This is a genomic window from Streptomyces sp. NBC_01314 (assembly GCF_041435215.1).
In the GTDB taxonomy this organism is placed as follows: domain Bacteria; phylum Actinomycetota; class Actinomycetes; order Streptomycetales; family Streptomycetaceae; genus Streptomyces.
In genome coordinates, this window is the sequence record NZ_CP108394.1 from 1105278 (window position 1) to 1122456 (window position 17179).

Consider the following 17179-nt stretch of genomic DNA (forward strand, 5'->3'; position numbering starts at 1 on the left):
GTAGGTCACAGTCGTAGGTCACATGGGGCGCCCGGTTCACACCAGCAGGCGGAGGGGTTTGCTCAGCAGCTCACCGACCGTGCGCAGATATTCGGCGGCGGGCGCACCGTCGACGGCACGGTGGTCGAAGGTGAGGCTCAGGGTGAGCACCCGCGTCCGCAGCGGCCGGTCGTCCACCCACTCGACACCGTCCCTGAGCCTGCCCACCCCGAGGATCGCGACATTGCCGGGGTTGACCACAGGGGTGAAGAAGTCGACGCCGTATCCGCCGAGCGAGGTGACGGTGAAGGTGGCCCCTTCCAGCTGGGTGGGAGAGATCCGCCCCTCGCGCGCGGCCTCGGCCAGGGCCCTCGACCGGCGGGCGATCTCGGGCAGCGGCAGCGCCACCGCGTCCTCGATCACGGGGACCATGAGGCCGCCCGGAACGGCCACCGCGAAGCCCAGGTGGATGCCTTCGAGCAGATGGACGCCGTCCTCGCGCACCGTCGCGTTGAGCAGGGGGTGCGCACGCAGGGCCAGGGCAGCGGCCTTCATGAGGAAGTCGTTGAGAGTGGGCACCGGCAGTTCGCTGTCGGCCCACTCCTTTTTGAGCCGGTCCCGCAGGGACACCACGGCGTCCATCCGCACCTCGTAGCCGTGCGTCAGTTGGGCCATCTCCTGCAGGCTGGCGTGCATCCTGCGGGCGATGGTGCCGCGCATCCCGGTGAGCGGGAGGACGTCGCCGGGCTGAGGAGCCGCCGCGTCACGGCGAACAGGCGCCGGGGTGACGGCGTCGAGGTCATGCCTGCGGATGCGGCCTCCGGGCCCGGTGCCGTTGATGCCGGAGAGGTCGATGCCCCGTTCCTTCGCCAGCTTGCGGACCAGCGGCGAGGTACCGATGCCGGTGTCGCCCGGCGGGACCGGTGCGGCGAGGTCGCCGGGGAGAGCCGCGAGGAACTCCTCCACGTCCTCGGAGACGATCCGGCCACCCGGCCCGGTGCCTCGTACGGCGGTGAGGTCGACATCGCCGGCCACGGCGACGCGCCGGGCGTTCGGCGAGGCCGGCAGGCGGCCACCGTTGCCGTTGACGGAGGGCGCCGCGAAAGCAGCGCCGGTGTCGGGGCCCGCACCGATGCGGGTGAGGGCCGACGGGGCGCCCGTACCCGCACCGCCGCCGGGGCCAGGCACGGCAGCCGCGCCCGCACCACCGGCGGCGGGCCGCGCGCCGAGCCCCGCAAGGCCGGCGTCCAGGCCGGGCACAGCAGACCCGCCCCCACCACCGCCGCCCAGACCAGGCGCGCCAGGCGCACCCGCACCACCGCCGGCGGGCAGCGCGCCCAGGCCCGCAGGGTCGCCGTCCAGGGCGGATCCGGCGGACGTGTCCGTGCCGGCCCCTGTTCCGGTCGGTGTCGGCGCGCCCGCCGCCCCCGGAGGTTGCTCGCCCTCGGCCAGCAGCCAGCCGATGAGCGCCCCGGCCGGCACGGTGGCTCCCGCCGGGACCACCGGGTGGAACAGTCCCCCGGCCTCCGCCTCGACGTCCACGTCGACCTTGTCGGTGGCCAGCCGCAGGAGTGCGTCGCCCTCCGCGACGGCCGCGCCGGTGGGCACCAGCCATTCGTCGATCGTGCCTTCCTGCATGGTCAGGCCGATCTTCGGCAGCAGAATCTCGACCGCCACGTCGGTCACGACCTTTCGAGGAGACGCCGGCAGCCCTGGGCGATGCGGGCGCGATCGGGCACGTACGCCTTCTCCAGGACGGGAGAGAAGGGCACCGGGGAGAAGGGGGCGCCGATCCGCAGGACCGGCGCGTCGAGGTAGTCGAAGACGACGTCCTGGATCTGGGCGGCGATCTCCGCTCCGAGCCCGCCGAAGGTGACGGCCTCGTGCACCACGAGCACCCGGTTGGTGCGACGGACGGAGGCGAACATCGTCTCGGTGTCCAGGGGCTGCACGGTGCGGGGGTCGATCACCTCGATCTCCACGCCCTCGGCGGCGAGTTCCTCCGCCGCCGCGAGTGCCTCCCCCACCATGCGGCCGAGGGCGATGACGGTGACGTCGGAGCCGTGCCGCGCGGTGTGCGCCTGGCCCAGCGGGATGCCGTAGATCTCCTCGGGCACCTCACTGGTGCTGCCGAGCAGGACCTTGTTGAGCATGACGACGACCGGGTTGTTGTCCCGGATGGCCGAGACGGTCAGGCCCTTGGCGGTGTACGCGTCGCTCGGCATCACCACCTTGAGGCCTGGCACATGGGCCAGCCAGGCCTCCAGGCTCTGACTGTGCTGCGCCGCGGCGCCGAGGCCCGCGCCGGAGGCGGTGGTGATGGTCAGCGGCACGGACAACCCGCCGCCGAACATGTACTTCATCTTCGCCGCCTGGTTGACGATCTGGTCGAGGCAGACACCGATGAAGTCCATGAACATCAGGTCGACGACGGGTCGCAGGCCCCGGGCGGCGGCTCCCACCCCCAGGCCGACCAGGGCGGCCTCGGAGATCGGGGTGTCGATCATGCGGCGGGGCCCGAACTCGTCGAGCAGGTTGTCGAACATACGGAACACGCCGCCGTATCCGGCGACGTCCTCGCCGGCGACGAAGACGTTCTCGTCCTCGCGCATGGCCTGCGCGAGACCCTCGTTGAAGGCCTTGACGTAACTGAGTCTGCGCGCGGCGGGCACGGAGGCGACGGCGGGTGCTTCGGTGGTGGTGGTCATGGCGGTCATCCCGAGTAGACGTTGAGCAGCAGGTCGGCCGGGTCGGGCAGCGGGCTCGACTCGGCGTACGCGATGGCCTCGGCGATCTCGTCGCGCGTGCGCTGCCATACGTCGTCCAGCTCCGCACGGGTCGCGGTGCCGTCGGCGACCGCCCGGGCCTCGATCAGGTCGATGGGGTCGCGGGTCTTCCACTCGGCGACCTCCTCGTCCGAGCGGTAGGGGTGCCGCAGGCCCTTGACGCCCTGGTGGTCGAAGAAGCGGTAGGTCTTGGCCTCGATCATCATCGGACCCTCGCCGCGCCGGGCCCGTTCGACGGCTTCGGTGGCGGCGCGGTGGACGGCGACCGCGTCCATGCCGTCGACGATGACGCTGGGCATGCCGTAGGCGGCGGCCCGGTCGGCGACGTCGGTGATCAGCATGTGCGCGGACTGCGGGGTGAACTCGGCGTAGCCGTTGTTCTCGCAGACGAAGACCACGGGCAGGCCGAGGATCGCGGCCATGTTGGCGCCCTCGTGCCAGGCGCCGATGTTGGTGGCGCCGTCGCCGAAGAAGGTCACGGCGACGCTGTCCTCACCCTTGTAGCGGGCGGCGAAGGCCGCGCCCACGGCGATCGGGACGCCGGCCCCGACGATGCCGTTGGCGCCGAGCATGCCGCGGGTGAGGTCGTTGATGTGCATGCTGCCGCCGCGGCCGAGGCAGGCGCCGGTGACCCGGCCGTACAGCTCGGAGTACATCGCGCGGAAGCCGACGCCCTTGGCGACGGCGTGCCCGTGGCCGCGGTGGGTGGAGGTGATCTGGTCGTCGTCGCGCAGGGCGGTCATCACTCCGGCGGCCACGGCTTCCTGGCCGACATAGAGGTGCAGGAAGCCGGGCAGTTTGCCCGCCTCCATGAGTTTGCCCGCCTCGGTCTCGAACAGCCGGATGCGCACCATGCGCTCGTGCAGATCCTTGATGACCGGCGGGCTGACCTGCGGGCTGACCGGCGGGCTGACCTGCGGGGATTTCTTCGACGCCGTCGACGCTCGTTGAGCCATCGTCCGCCTCTTCGTCCGAGGGAGGTTGCCAAGCAAACGGACTTACTTGTGCTGGTCTACAGTAACCAGCACGGGGCACCTTACTGAACAGCGTCTCTAATTACTATGCCCCGGAGTCGGGTTGCCGCCGCGCGCGTCCACCAACTCCACGGCATTGCCCTCCGGATCCGACCAGAAGCTGATCCGCCGGCCGCGCGCGAGGACGACGACCGGGTCCGACAGAGGCCGGGCACCCGCGGTCGGCAGCACCTCCACCACCGGGTCCAAGTCGTCCACGTGGAAGGTGAGATACGACAGCCCCGAACGCTCGGTCGACAAGGGCGTCACCCCCACCGACACCGCGCCCGACCGGGGAAGGATCAACTTGACGCACCCCCCGGAGGGCACCCGCAGCCAGACGACCACGAGCTCGCCGCCGAGCCCGGCAGGGCCACCGACCGACTCCGGTATGCGCGAGCGGCGCTCGACACGACACCCGATGACGTCGCAGTAGAAGCGCTCCATCAGCTCCAGATCCCGCACCACCACACCCACCTCGAACGGCCGGGTCACGACCATCACACCCACCCCCACGGGACACCGAGCGCCGACTTCGACACTTTCTATTGACAGAGCACACTAAGTCCTGTTGTCGTTTCGGACACAACCCAGCTGTCGCATTCAGAAGCCGGTCACCGGCTCGCGGCTGGGAGGATTGTGAGGACATCGTGGTCCAGACCAGTTCGCCGGAGATTCGGGAAGCAGGCGCCGAGCGCGGGTCGCCGGTCTCGGCGTCCTCCGCCCCGTCCGCCCCCTCGACCCCCGAATACTCGTCGTGGATCAGTCAGGACCGATCCACCGACGCGGCATCCGAGACGATGCGGCGGGAGGCGGCGGAACTCGTCGAGCGGGTGATGGCGCACTACCGCGACAACACCACGCACCAGGCGGACGGCCAGTGGACGGAACCCGTGGCCAACTACCTCGACGCCGACCGCTGGCAGCGCGAGACGGACGCCGTCCACCGGAGCGTCCCGTTGCCGCTCGCCATGTCCTGCGAGCTGCCCGGGCCGAACACCTACAAGGCGATCGACGTGCTCGGCATCCCCGTGCTGATCACCCGTGACCGACAGGGCACCGTGCACGCGATGATCAACGCCTGCCGGCACCGGGGAGCCAAGCTCCTCGAACCCGGCTGCGGGGTGTCCAAGCGGCTGACCTGCCCGTACCACTCCTGGTCGTACGACCTGGCAGGCGAGCTGCGGGGCGTGCACGCCGAGAAGACCTTCGGTGAGGTTCCGCGCGAAGGCCGCAGTCTCGTCAGGCTCCCCGCCGGGGAGCGAGCAGGCATCGTCTTCGTCTCGCTCGACCCGGCGGCCGAGCCCGACCTGGACGGCTGGTTGGGCGATCTGCTGCCGCTGCTGGAGGGCCTGCGGCTGGCGGAGTGCCACCACTACTCCACCAGCGCACTGACCAGTCCCAACTGGAAGGTCACCCTCGACGGGTATCTGGAGACGTACCACTTCGCCACGCTGCACCCGAAGACGGTGTTCGAGACGAACCTCTCCAACATGATGGCCCACGACACCTGGGGCCCTCACCAGCGCATCGCACCGGCCCTGCGCCCCATCGCACAGGCGGTCGAGCTGCCGCCGGACCAGCGTGACCCCGGGGACTGTGTCGGCCCCATCTACTGGCTCTTCCCGGGCCTCGCCATCGCCGGCGGCTGGCGCCAGAAGATCGCCGTGTCCCTCGTACTCCCCCGGACGGCGACCGAGTCGGTGACCCAGCAGATCATCCTGCTGCGGGAACCGGCGGTCACCGACGAGGAACGCCAGGTCGCCGACCGGTTCGGCGAATGGTTCCACGAGGTGGTCCGCGACGAGGACTACGCGACCACCTACGGAGTCCAGCAGGGCCTGAAGGCCCTCGACGGGACCGACTTCGTCTTCGGACGCAACGAGCCCGGACTCCAGCACCTGCACCGCACCATTCACCGACACCTGGACAAGGGCGCGACAGCAGCCCCCAGGGCCGCCAGGTGAGCAACCAACAAGACTCGCGGGAGAACACCATGGTGGCTACGGGCAGCCTCGACGGACGTGTCGCGGTGATCACGGGCAGCACGCGCAGTATCGGCCGCGCCATCGCCGAGGCCTTCCTCGCCGACGGCGCCACGGTCGTCGTCAGCGGCCGTTCCGAGATCAAGGGCAAGCAGGCCCTGGAGGAGATGGGCGCCGGGGACCGGGCCGTCTTCCACCCCTGCGACGCCAACAGCCAGGAGGACATCGAGGGCCTCGCCGACTTCGCCGCCGAGCGCTTCGGCAGGCTCGACATCTGGGTCAACAACGTGGGCGGCAGCTCCGGCTTCGCCCCCATCCACCAGCTCAGCGACGAGGCGTGGCACGAAGCCCTCAACCTGAACATCAACGGCTACTTCTACGGCACCCGCCGGGCGCTGCCGAAGATGCTGGCGGGCGGCTGGGGCCGCATCATCAACATCTCGTCGGTGGAGGGCAAGCAGGCCAACAAGCCCGCGATCAGCCACTACATCACCAACAAGCACGCCATCCACGGCCTGACCAAGGCGACCGCCTTCGAGTACGGAACCCAGGGCATCACCTGCAACGCCATCTGCCCCGGCGCCGTCGACACCGACCTCATGCGGGCCGCGGGTCCCGCCGCGGCGGCGGCCGAGGGCATCTCGTACGAGGAGTGGCTGGGCCGGTTCGCCGAGCATGCCGCCACCAAGACGATCACCACCGTGGAGCAGGTCGCGGCGGTCGCCTCGCTGCTCGCGAGCGAGGCCGGGGCGGGTATCACCGGCACGCTGATCAGCGTCGACGGCGGCACGGCGCAGTGGTAGGCCGGGGACGGGCAGGGGCGGACACAGGCACGGACAGCGGGAGACCCTCGGTCATGAAGAGCTGGATCACGGACTGGCAGCGCAGTGAGCGGCTGCCGCACTACACCCGGGCGAATGCGGGCGAGACCCTTCCGGAGCCGGCCAGCCCGCTGGGCTGGACCCTGGTGTGGGGGCGCGGTCTGCACGGCTGGCGCAAGGGATTCGTCGGTTTCGGCATCTACCACGAGGAGGAGGTGGCAGGCCCCCGACCGCCGTTCGTCGGGATGTTCGGCGGCTACTTCTACCTCAACCTGTCGCACATGCGGCTGTTCGGCATCCGTATGGGACAGACGGCGGACCAGATCGACGCCGCCTTCGTCGGCCAGCGCTCCGACACCCCGGTGTACGCGGCGCACCCCGACGACCAGGACCCCGAACTGACCGCCAAGGCCGGCGGCACGCTCCAGCGGATGCTCGGCCAGGGCAACTTCCCGGAGGCCGACGCCGACCGGGAACGGCTGCGCCGTCTGCGCCGCGAGCGTCCGGATCCGTCCGGGCTGTCGGACGCCCGACTCGTCGCGCACGCCAGGTCGTTGCTGGACGACGTGGAGACGACCTTCCAACGGCACGTCGAGTCGTCGCTGCCCGCGTCCGTCGGACCCGCGATCCTCGGACCGCTGTGCGCGAGCGTGGACCGCCCCGACGCCATGCTCGACCTCATCGGCGGTCTCGGCGACGTCGACTCGGCCTCCCCCTCGGACGGCCTGTGGGCACTGTCCCGCCAGGTCGCGGCGTCGGCGGAGCTGACCGCGCAGTTCGACCAGGGACCCGCCGCGGTGGAGCGGGCGCTCGACGGGGCGACGGGGGACGTGAAGGCGTTCCGTGACGCGTTCGAGGAGTTCCTGGCCGCGTCCGGCGACCGCGGCCCCAACGAGTGGGACATCCACGCGCTGTCCTGGGAGGCGGCACCCGTCCAGGCCCTGGCCCTGGTCGACCGCATCCGGCACAGCTCCGACGGCGACTCCCCGGCCGCCCGGCGCGCCCGGCTCACCGAGAGTCGCGAGCGGACCGCGCGCGAGATCCGGGCCGCGCTGCCCGAGGACGCGCAGCCCATGTTCGACGCCGGCATGCACGCCTCCCAGGTGTGGATCCCGGCCCGCGAGCGCACCAAGGCGAACTGTGTGACCGTCGTCAACGAGATCCGGATGGCGCTGCGGGAGCTCGGCCGCCGCGGCGTCGAGGCGGGGCGTTTCGCCAAGCCCGAGGACGTGATGATGCTGCTGGACACCGAACTCGACGACTACGTCACCGACCCTGAGCCGTTCGGACCGGTCATCACGCGGCGGCTGCGGGAGTACGCCGCCCTGCACGAACTGGAGCCGCCGTTCTTCATCGCCGACGACAGCCGGACCGGGATCGACACCTGGCCGCGACGCGCCGAGGAACGCACCGAGGCCGCCGTCGACGGCGACGTGCTCAGCGGCGTGGGCGGCAGCCACGGCACGTACACCGGCAGGGTCCGGGTGGTCACCGACCCGGCCTCGTGCGAGGCCCTGGAGCCGGGAGAGGTGCTGGTCGCGCCGATCACGGACGCGGCCTGGACGCCGCTGTTCCTGGTCGCCGGAGCGGCCGTGGTGGACGTGGGCGCACTCAACAGCCACGCCGTGGTGGTCTGCCGGGAGCTGGGCATCCCGGCCGTCATCTCCGTGGAGGGCGGCACGCGGAAACTGCGGGACGGCATGGTGATCACGGTCGACGGCGGCAAGGGCACCGTCACCGTGGACAGCGTCACGGCGCCGCTCGGCGTCTGAACATCGGGTGGGCACGCCGCTCCGCACGACGGGGCGGCGTGCCCATGGCCATGACTATGACCATGACCACGAAGGGGAACACCGCATGGCAGGGGAAGTCATCGTCGCCGGCTGGATGGACTACGAGCCCGGCGATCGCGACAGGATGCTGGAACATCTGGTCGTGCTCGGAGACCGGACCCGTGAGCAGGAGCCGGGCTGCCTGGACTACGCGATGACCGCGGACCCGGGCGACGGCCGGCGGATCCGTGTGTACGAGCGGTGGGTCTCCCAGCAAGCCCTCGACGAGCACTTCGCCACCCCGCACATCAGGGACTTCCGGGCGGCCGTGGCCGGGCTGACGCGAGTCGGGGTCTCCCTGCAGGCCCACACCGTCGCCGCGTCACGCCCCATGCGCTGACTCTCCCAGCCGCACCAGCATCTTGCCGACGTTGCCGCCGCCCAGCAGGGACAGCAGCGCGCCGGGCGCGTTCTCCAGGCCGTCGACGACCGTCTCGCGCGCGGTGATCCGGCCCTCGGCGAGCCAGTGCGCGACCCGTTGCTCGAACTCCGGCCGCAGGTCCTCGTGGTCGCGGACGATGAAGCCGCGCAACGTCAGCCGCTTGAGGACCGCCTGGATCAACTGGTTGATGTCCACCGGCCGTCGTTCGCCGCCGAACTGCGACATCATGCCGCACAGCGCGACCCGTCCTCCGGTGCGCAACGCGTGCAGGGCGGCGGCCAGTTGCTCACCGCCGACATTGTCGAAGTAGACGTCGACGCCGTCGGGTGCCAGCCGGGCCAGCGCCTCGCGGACGGGCTCGGCTCGGTAGTCCGCAGCGGCGTCGTAGCCGAACTCCCTCACCAGCAGGGCGCACTTGTCCGGTCCTCCGGCGGTCCCGACGACACGGTCCGCGCCCAGCAGGCGCGCGAACTGGCCGGCCGCGGTGCCCACGGCTCCGGCCGCCGCCGACACTAGGACGGTCTCACCGGGGCGGAGTGCGGCGATCCGGGTCAGGCCGGCGTAGGCGGTGAAGCCGGTCTGGCCGAGCAGTCCCAGCCAGGTGGGCAGCGGGGCGAGGCGCGGGTCGATGCGATCCGCGCCGTCGGTGTCCGCGCCGTCCAGTACGGCCCACTCCCGCCAGCCCTGCTGGTGTCGTACATAGGCGCCGGCCGGCACCGAGGGGCTGCGGCTCTCCTCCACGACTCCGAGGGCCCGGCCGTCGAGCGGCGAGCCGGGGGTGAAGTTGTGCGTGTAGTGCTTCTCGGTGCTCTCCAGCCGCCCTCGCATGGACGGGTCGACGCTCATGTAGAGGTTGCGGACGAGCAGTTGCCCCTCGCCGACGGGCGGCAGGACACGCTCCTCGACGGCGAAGTCGCCGGGCACCGGTTCCCCGTCGGGCCGGCGCACCAGGCAGACCACCCGCGTGGTCCGGGGTGTCACCGGCTCACTCCCCCGGCTGCGGGGCGGCGCGCCGCCGGGCGAGGCGGCCCACCCAGCCGGCCATCTGCAGGTCGGCGTGGCGCAGTTCGCCCGACTGCCAGCGGGCCTGGAAGTCGAAGACGCCCCGCGCGCCGGTCTTCGGGTCGGTCACCTCGACCAGGCCGTCCTCGGTGAGCCGGTACACATGCCCGGTCAGCGGGTGGGTCACTTGCTTGGGCATGGGGCCCTCACTCCTGCACTCGGCGGCGTACGCCGCGCTTGGTCACGGTCACCGGGCCCTCGACCCGGAGCCGACAGGCGAGCCGGGTCAGGCCGTCCACCGGCTTGCGCAGGGCCTCGATACCCTCGCGTTCCAGCGGGTCCACGGGGGAACAGTTCTCGGCGCCTTCCTCGATCCGGACGAAGCAGGTGCGGCAGGTGCCCTTGCCGCCGCAGATGGTCGGCCAGCGGTAGCCGAGCCGCCCGGCGGCGCTGAACAGGTCCTCGCCGTCGCGGACCTCGATCTCGACGTCGGAGGGCCGGACCGCCACGCGGTGGGTCACTTCTCCATCCAGTGGTCGAGCGTCCGGTTGAAGTGGCGGATGCGGCTCTCCTGGTAGTTGGCCAGGGTGATGCCCGGCTTACGCGTCGCCTTCAGGCCCTGCTGGACGTAGGGCAGGTTCTCGCAGTCCTGGTCGAAGACGGGCCCGAGCACACCGAGTTCGGGGATGTCCGCGAAGAGCATGTCCTCCGCCACCCAGCGGATCTTCGCCGGCGGCGGCACCTCGCCGGGCTGCTTCGGGGCCGACATGAAGATGATCTCGGCGGTGCACGAGTCGGGGTCGAGCCCGTTGGGCCGGAAGCGGTAGATGATGTTGGACTTGGCGCCGCCCCACGGGTTGAAGTTGGGGAACAGCAGGTAGTTGATGGCGTCCAGCAGTTCGGTGTCGGGGGTCGTCGAGAAGTCCTGCGGCGAGGTGGCCGCCAGCTGTTCACGCATCCGCTGGGCGAGGACCTGTCGGGCGGTGCCGCCGGGCGGGATCGCGGGCAGCTCGTCCCCCTCGCCCCTCACCAGGTCACGGCCCTGGGCCGCCGAGTAGAACGCGCGCGAGTCGTAGAAGGTCTCCAGGACCTCCTCCTCCGTGACGAAGTCCGCCACGTGCGGGCTGGGCGCGCCCTGGATGTTGATCATGCGGTTCCAGTTCGGCTGGTCCGCCATCACGTCGTACTGCGAGTTGGCGTCGGCGAGCCACGGCAGCATCTGCGGGTGGGTGGCGATCACGTGGAAGGACTCGATGAACGCGTCCTGCGCGATCTTCCAGTTGCAGGGCAGCACCTTGGCGATGTGCAGCGACTTGTACCGGTTCTCCAGCGGCCAGATGTAGTACTCGTCGAAAGTGCCGCGGTAGCTGTCGAAGGGCTCCGCGTACGGGTCCATGTTGAGGAAGACGAAGCCGCGCCAGGTGGCCACGCGGGCCTCGGGGAGTGCGAACTTCTCCGGGCTGACGTGCGGGAAGTCCCAGGCGCACGGCGGGGTCCGCATGGTGCCGTCGAGGTTCCAGGCGAAGCCGTGGAACGGGCAGCGGAACTCACTCACATTGCCGCCGGTGGTACGCAGTTTGCGGCCGCGGTGCAGGCACACGTTGACGAAGGCCCGGATCTCGTCGGGGGCCGTGCGCACGACGATGAGCGAGTCCTCGCCGATCTCGTAGACCTCGTGGTCGCCGACCTCGGGGATCTCGCTCTCCAGACAGGCGAACTGCCAGACGCGCCGCCACACCTGCTCCATCTCGCGTTCGGCCCATGCGCGGGAGGTGAAGCGGCCGGCGTCGATGTCCTCGCTGCCGAGGTAGTCGTTCCTCTCGTACCTCAGGGCGGCGGGAACGGGCCGGCTGTCCTGGTCGAGGTAGTCCTGGACGCTGGGCCCGGGGCACCGCGCGGTGCCCGACTCCGACGTTTCGTCCATCATCTCTCCTCCGGCAGAAACTTTAGAATGAGTGTAGTTATCTGTCGCACTCCGGAGCAACACTCACGACGGCGGGCGGAGCCACATCACCCGAGGTCATCCCGGACACCCGCGCCGGGCCTGGAATTTTTTGCGACAGGCCCCTCCCCAAGCCCGCTGCGACATGTCACACTCCGACGCACTTGAGACTGTAGTGCCTCATAAGTTTCTCGTCCGGGCGACGTCTGTGGACGTCTGTCCGTCCCGGACACAGCGCCGCGGGGTCGCCCCGCCGGCCCGCGCCGTACCCCACTCCGGCGACCGACACAGCCCGCTTCCCTCAGCACCCCACGCGTGCCGCCCCGTCCGGGGCCGCCACCAGATCCGCCTGAACGCAGCCGACGACCGCCGACGCGGGAGCGACGCGGGCCACGGCAGCACAGGCGCCACACCACGGGAGTACTCGACGATGAGTTCCACACCCGGTCGCGCGGTCCGCCGCGCCCTCACCGCGATCGTGCCCGTCACCGCCCTGCTCACGCTGGCGGCGTGCGGTTCCGACACGACGCCGGCCGCCGGCACATCCCAGGCGGCGGCACCGGGTTCGCCCGGTCTGACGGCGGCCCGCGCGGCCCTGAAGACATTCTCCGAACGCCCTGCCTCGATCCCCGTCACCCAGCCCGTCGGCAAGAAGATCCCCAAGGGCAAGGAGATCGACTTCATCCTGTGCGGCGTCCAGTCCTGCAAGGACCTCGCCGACTTCTTCACCGAGGCCGCCGACGAACTCGGCTGGAAGGTGAAGCAGATCGCCACCCAGGGAACCCCGGAGTCCGTCCAGGCCGCCTACGAGCAGGCCCTGCGCGACAAGCCCGACGCCGTCATCGCCTCCGGATTCCCGCGCGCCGTCTACGCCAAGCAACTGGCGCGGCTCAAGGCGGCCGACATCCCCGTCATCCAGTCGAACGCCGACGACGTGGTGGGCGACGGCATCTCCCTGCTGAAGAACGGGCCGAAGGAGGTCGGTGTCCAGGGCGAGATGCTCGCCTCGTGGGTGGTGTCGGACAGTGGCGCCGAGGCGAACACCGTGTACTTCGATCTGCCGGCCTACACGATCCTCAAGCCCGTCAAGGACTCCTTCGCGGCCAAGTACGAGGAATGGTGCGACGGTTGTGCGCTGGACAACGTCGACGTGCCGATCACCGCGGTCGGCAAGGACATGCCCGACCGGGTGGTGTCGTACCTCCGCTCGCACCCGAAGGTGACCCACGTCGTCTTCTCCCTGGGCCTGCTCAACGTGGGCGTCCCGGCCGCGCTGAAGACGGCGGGGCTCACCGGCAAGCACCTCGTGGTCAACGTCGGTGACGCGCAGAACTACCAGTACATCCAGAGCGGCCTCAGCGACGGCGCGATGGCGCTGAACTCCCACGAGACGGCCTGGCTCCAGGCCGACGCGCTGGCCCGGCACTTCACCGGCCGGTCCATGGACGTGGACCAGCAGGCGGAGCTGCCGAACATGCTGGTCACCAAGGACAATCTGCCCTCCGCCGACGGCGACTTCCCGATCGTCGAGGGCTACCAGGCGCAGTTCAAGGCGCTGTGGGGGCTGAGTTGATCCGGCCGGTGCTGCGGCTGGCCCACCTGTCGAAGAGATTCGGCGGAACCCAGGCACTCGATGACGTCGACCTGGAGGTCGCGCAGGGTGAGATCCACGCCCTGATCGGCCCCAACGGCTCCGGCAAGTCCACCCTCATCAAGATCCTCGCCGGATACCACCACGCGGAGCCGGGAGCCGTCGCCGAACTCGACGGCGAGCCGTTCGACCTCGGCCAGGTCACCGCCTCCCGGCACGACCGGCTCCGCTTCGTCCACCAGGAACTGGGACTGGTCGGCGAGTTGAGCGCCATCGACAACCTCGCGCTCAGCAGCGGCTTCGCCCGCACCGCCCTCGGCAACATCCGCTGGCCGGAGATGGAGCGCCGGACGACCGCACTGGTCGAACGGTTCGGTCTCGGCCTCGACGTGCGCCGCCCCCTGACGACCGCGACCCCCGTCCAGCGCGCGGTGGTGGCCATCGCCGCCGCGCTGCAGGGCTGGGAGGGCCGCCGCGGTGTCCTGGTCCTCGACGAACCCACCGCCGTGCTGCCGCCCGGTGAGGTGGCCCGGCTCTTCGACATCGTGCGGGAGGTCCGCGACGCCGGCGCCGGCGTGCTGTACGTCTCGCACCGCATGGACGAGATCTTCGCGCTCGCCGACCGGGTCACCGTGATCCGCGGCGGGCGCCGGATCGCCACGCGCCGGGTCGCCGAACTCACCCCGCGCTCACTGGCGGAGCTGATGGCGGGCGAGGAGACGGAGACCGACCACCGCCCGGCTCCCCGTTCCGCCACCGGCGGGGCCACCGGGGCCGTACTGGAGGTCCGCGACCTGTGGGCCGGTCCCCTGCGGGGAATCGGCTTCGACCTGGCCCGGGGTGAGCGGCTGGGCATCACGGGACTGGTCGGCTCCGGCCACGAGATCGTGCCGTACGCGGTGTGCGGCGCCCACTCCGGGCAGGTGAGCGGCAGGCTGCGGGTACCGGAGCGCTCCGAACGCTGGACCGACGCGCGCCACGCCGACGGACTCGGCCTTCCCCTGGTCCCCGCGGACCGGGCGGGTGAGGGAGTGATCGGCGACTTCTCGGTCGGCGAGAACCTCACCCTCCCCCTCCTGCACCGGCTCCGGGCCCGGGGCGGACGGCTGCACCGGCGCCGTGAGTCCGCCCTCGCCGAGGACTGGATCGAGCGGGTCGGGGTGCGCACGGCGGGCCGCGGGGCCCGCATCACGACGTTGAGCGGCGGCAACCAGCAGAAGGTCGTCATGGCCCGCTGCCTGGCACAGCGCCCGCCGGTGCTGGCGCTGTGCGAACCCACGGCGGGCGTCGACATCGCCACCCGGCTGCAGCTGTACGACCTGATAGAGCGTCGGACGGAGGAGGGCATGGGCGTCATCGTCTCCTCGTCCGACACACAGGACCTACTCGCCCTGTGCACCCGCGTCCTGGTGGTACGGGACGGCCGGATCGCACGGGAACTCAGCGGCCGCGACATCACCGAGGCCGCGCTCGTGCACGCCATGGAAGGGACCGAGTGACATGACATCCACCCCGACCCGGCCGGCGGTGCCCGTCCAGGCCGCACGGGTCCGGCGGACGGCGTCCGACCTGTCGTCCCTGTCGTCGTTCCTGTCGTTCCGGAACATCGGCGCCGTGTACGTGTGGCTGGTCATCGCCGTGCTCTTCTCCGTCTGGGCACCGGAGACGTTCCCGACCGTCACCACGGTCAAGCAGGTACTCAACGGCAACGCCGTGGCCGGGTTGGTGGCACTCAGCGTCGTCATGCCGCTGGCCGCCCGGGTCTTCGACCTCTCCGTCGCCTACACCATGTCGCTGACCAGCGTGCTGACCGCCTACTTCCTGGTCTCCACCGGGCTCGGCCCCGCCGCCGCGATCGCCCTGGCGATGACCGCCGCGCTCCTGGTCGGGGTCGTCAACGGAATCGTGGTGGTGGTGCTGCGCGTCGACTCGTTCATCGCCACCCTGGCGACCGGTGCGCTGATCCAGTCGCTGATCACCATGGTCACCAACGACAGCTCCATCACCGGTGTGCGTCTGCTGGCCGAGCCGTTCGCGAGCATCGCCCAGCTGGACGCGGGTGGGATCACGCTGCCGGTGCTCTACCTGCTGCTCGCCGCGACGGCCATCTGGTTCCTGCTGGAACACACCGCCACGGGGCGCCGGCTGTACGCGACCGGCTTCAACGCCGACGCGGCACGGCTGCAAGGGGTGCGCACCGACCGGCTGCGCTTCCTTACCCTGGTGTCCTCGGCGCTGCTCTCCGGTTTCGCGGGAATCGTCTTCGCGTCCTCGGTCGGATCGGGATCGCCGACCGCGGGCACCCCGTATCTGCTGTCGGCCTACGCCGCGGCCTTCGTCGGGGCGACCCAGCTGCGCGCCGGCCGCTTCAACGCCTGGGGCACGGTCCTCGCGGTCCTGCTGCTCGGCACCGGCATCACCGGCCTCGGGCTCGCCACCAGCGCCCAGTGGGCCGCGAGCCTGTTCACGGGCTCGGTGCTCATCGTCGCGCTGGTCCTGACGGGTGGCCGGATCGCCCTGCCCGCTGTCCTGCGCCGCCGGCGGGGGAACCCCTCGGATACCGGCCCCGAGGCTCCCCCGGAGGGCACGGCCGCGCCTGCTCCCAGCAAGGAGAACAACGAATGAAGGCTGTGCAGTACCGGAAGGTGGGGCAAGCCCCCGAGGTCGTCGACGTTCCCGTGCCGGAACCCGGCCCGGGCCAGGTGTTGTTGAAGGTGACGGCGGCGGGGCTGTGCCACTCCGACCTGGCGGTCATGGGCTGGCCCGAGGAACAGTTCCCGTACCCGCTGCCCATGACGCTCGGCCACGAGGGGGTCGGCACCGTCGCGGCGGTGGGCAGCGGGGTCAAGGGGCCCGCGGAGGGCGACGCGGTGGCGGTGTACGGCCCGTGGGGCTGCGGTCGCTGCCACAAGTGCGCCGTGGGCAAGGAGAACTGCTGTCCGCACGCGGCCGGGCTCGGCATTCTGCCACCCGGGCTCGGCTCGCCCGGCGCCCTGGCCGAGTACATGCTGGTGCGATCGCCCCGCCATCTGGTTCCACTGGACGGACTCGACCCGGTGCAGGCCGCACCGCTCACCGACGCCGGGCTGACGCCCTATCACGCGATCGTGAAGTCGCTGCCCAAGCTGGTACCGGGCAGCACCGCGGTCGTGATCGGCGTCGGTGGACTCGGCCATCTCGCCGTGCAGTTGCTGCGCGCGCTGACGCCGGCCCGGGTGGTCGCCCTCGACCTGAGCAAGGAGAAGCTGGAGCTGGCGAGGACCGTCGGCGCCCATGAGGTGCTGCTCTCCGACGACGCGGCGGCCGGACGGATCCGGGAGCTCACCGGGGGGACGGGGGCGGAGGTGGTCCTGGACTTCGTAGGGGCCACGGCGACCTTGGCGGTCGCCGCCGCGACCGTGGCGATCGAGGGCGATGTGACGATCGTCGGACTCGGCGGGGGCACACTGGCGGTCGGCTTCGGCGGCGGGCTGCCGTTCGAGGTGTCCGCCTCGTTCCCCTACTGGGGCAGCCGCGCGGAGCTGATGGAGGTCGTCGAGCTGGCGCGGCAGGGGCTCGTCTCCTCGCACGTCGAGACCTTCTCCCTCGAGGAGGCACCGATGGCCTACGAGCGCCTGCATGCCGGGGACATCAACGGCCGGGCGGTGGTGCTGCCGCAGGGCTGAGCGAGAGGGCTGGGCCCGGCAGGGTTTTCGCCCCCGCCGCCCCTGCCCGTCCCCTCCCTCGGGGCTCCGCCCCGGACCCCGTTCGCGCACCCCGCGCCCCTTTCAAGGGGCGCGGGGAACTGCGCGAGAAGCCCCACCGGACCCACGGCCCGACCCGTCCCGCTCAGCCGCCCGCCCCCTC

General features: G+C 71.1%; 16 protein-coding genes. 8 read left to right on the plus strand and 8 right to left on the minus strand.

Annotated elements, in window-relative coordinates; all coding sequences use genetic code 11:
* Window positions 1–36: 36 nt before the first annotated feature.
* The 4 genes from OG622_RS05035 to OG622_RS05050 form a co-directional block, all read right to left on the minus strand.
* Window positions 37–1665, minus strand: a complete 1629-nt coding sequence (locus OG622_RS05035; protein WP_371573674.1) for a 2-oxo acid dehydrogenase subunit E2 — start codon at window positions 1663–1665, stop codon at window positions 37–39.
* A complete protein-coding gene (locus OG622_RS05040; RefSeq protein WP_371573676.1) occupies window positions 1662–2687 on the minus strand; it encodes an alpha-ketoacid dehydrogenase subunit beta in 1026 nt (341 codons plus the stop codon). Before OG622_RS05040 ends, OG622_RS05035 begins: the two co-directional genes overlap by 4 nt.
* Window positions 2688–2692: 5 nt before the next feature.
* Window positions 2693–3721: a thiamine pyrophosphate-dependent dehydrogenase E1 component subunit alpha gene (locus OG622_RS05045; RefSeq protein WP_371573678.1), complete on the minus strand. Its 1029-nt coding sequence runs from the start codon at window positions 3719–3721 to the stop codon at window positions 2693–2695.
* Window positions 3722–3817: 96 nt separating this feature from the next.
* Window positions 3818–4279, minus strand: a complete 462-nt coding sequence (locus OG622_RS05050) for a VOC family protein (RefSeq protein ID WP_371573680.1) — start codon at window positions 4277–4279, stop codon at window positions 3818–3820.
* Window positions 4280–4428: 149 nt separating this feature from the next.
* On the opposite strand from OG622_RS05050, the gene OG622_RS05055 reads away from it, so the two are divergent.
* The 4 genes from OG622_RS05055 (at window position 4429) to OG622_RS05070 (ending at window position 8756) form a co-directional block, all read left to right on the plus strand.
* Window positions 4429–5745: an aromatic ring-hydroxylating dioxygenase subunit alpha gene (locus OG622_RS05055; RefSeq protein WP_371573682.1), complete on the plus strand. Its 1317-nt coding sequence runs from the start codon at window positions 4429–4431 to the stop codon at window positions 5743–5745.
* The gene (locus OG622_RS05060; RefSeq protein ID WP_371573685.1) at window positions 5742–6566 is read left to right on the plus strand and encodes an SDR family NAD(P)-dependent oxidoreductase; all 825 of its coding nucleotides are present in this window, start codon (window positions 5742–5744) and stop codon (window positions 6564–6566) included. The genes OG622_RS05055 and OG622_RS05060 overlap by 4 nt, the downstream gene beginning before the upstream one ends.
* Before the next feature lie 53 nt (window positions 6567–6619).
* On the plus strand, window positions 6620–8356 hold the full coding sequence (locus OG622_RS05065; protein ID WP_371573687.1) for a PEP-utilizing enzyme: 1737 nt from the start codon (window positions 6620–6622) through the stop codon (window positions 8354–8356).
* Between the two features lie 85 nt (window positions 8357–8441).
* Entirely contained in the window at window positions 8442–8756 is a 315-nt protein-coding gene (locus OG622_RS05070; RefSeq protein ID WP_371573689.1) for a putative quinol monooxygenase, read from the plus strand.
* Here the strand turns inward: OG622_RS05070 and OG622_RS05075 are convergent.
* The 4 genes from OG622_RS05075 to OG622_RS05090 are packed head-to-tail and all read right to left on the minus strand — an operon-like array spanning window position 8739 to window position 11724.
* Window positions 8739–9779 carry an NADP-dependent oxidoreductase gene (locus OG622_RS05075; RefSeq protein ID WP_371573691.1) on the minus strand — a complete coding sequence of 347 codons (1041 nt, stop codon included), beginning with the start codon at window positions 9777–9779 and terminating at the stop codon, window positions 8739–8741. The two genes, OG622_RS05070 and OG622_RS05075, sit on opposite strands and share 18 nt — an antisense overlap.
* A gap of 4 nt (window positions 9780–9783) precedes the next feature.
* Window positions 9784–9999 (minus strand): transposase, encoded by a 216-nt coding sequence (locus tag OG622_RS05080; RefSeq protein ID WP_371573693.1) that lies wholly within the window; start codon window positions 9997–9999, stop codon window positions 9784–9786.
* 7 nt (window positions 10000–10006) lie between these two features.
* Window positions 10007–10321 (minus strand): 2Fe-2S iron-sulfur cluster-binding protein, encoded by a 315-nt coding sequence (locus OG622_RS05085; protein ID WP_046702553.1) that lies wholly within the window; start codon window positions 10319–10321, stop codon window positions 10007–10009.
* Entirely contained in the window at window positions 10318–11724 is a 1407-nt protein-coding gene (locus OG622_RS05090) for an SRPBCC family protein (protein WP_371573695.1), read from the minus strand. The genes OG622_RS05085 and OG622_RS05090 overlap by 4 nt, the downstream gene beginning before the upstream one ends.
* A gap of 448 nt (window positions 11725–12172) precedes the next feature.
* Between OG622_RS05090 and OG622_RS05095 the strand changes: the two genes are divergently transcribed.
* The 4 genes from OG622_RS05095 to OG622_RS05110 are packed head-to-tail and all read left to right on the plus strand — an operon-like array spanning window position 12173 to window position 16998.
* On the plus strand, window positions 12173–13315 hold the full coding sequence (locus OG622_RS05095; RefSeq protein ID WP_371573696.1) for a sugar ABC transporter substrate-binding protein: 1143 nt from the start codon (window positions 12173–12175) through the stop codon (window positions 13313–13315).
* Entirely contained in the window at window positions 13300–14832 is a 1533-nt protein-coding gene (locus OG622_RS05100; protein WP_371573698.1) for a sugar ABC transporter ATP-binding protein, read from the plus strand. Before OG622_RS05095 ends, OG622_RS05100 begins: the two co-directional genes overlap by 16 nt.
* Before the next feature lies 1 nt (window position 14833).
* Window positions 14834–15958 carry an ABC transporter permease gene (locus OG622_RS05105; protein WP_371573699.1) on the plus strand — a complete coding sequence of 375 codons (1125 nt, stop codon included), beginning with the start codon at window positions 14834–14836 and terminating at the stop codon, window positions 15956–15958.
* A complete protein-coding gene (locus tag OG622_RS05110; protein WP_371573701.1) occupies window positions 15955–16998 on the plus strand; it encodes an NAD(P)-dependent alcohol dehydrogenase in 1044 nt (347 codons plus the stop codon). Before OG622_RS05105 ends, OG622_RS05110 begins: the two co-directional genes overlap by 4 nt.
* Window positions 16999–17179: the final 181 nt, after the last annotated feature.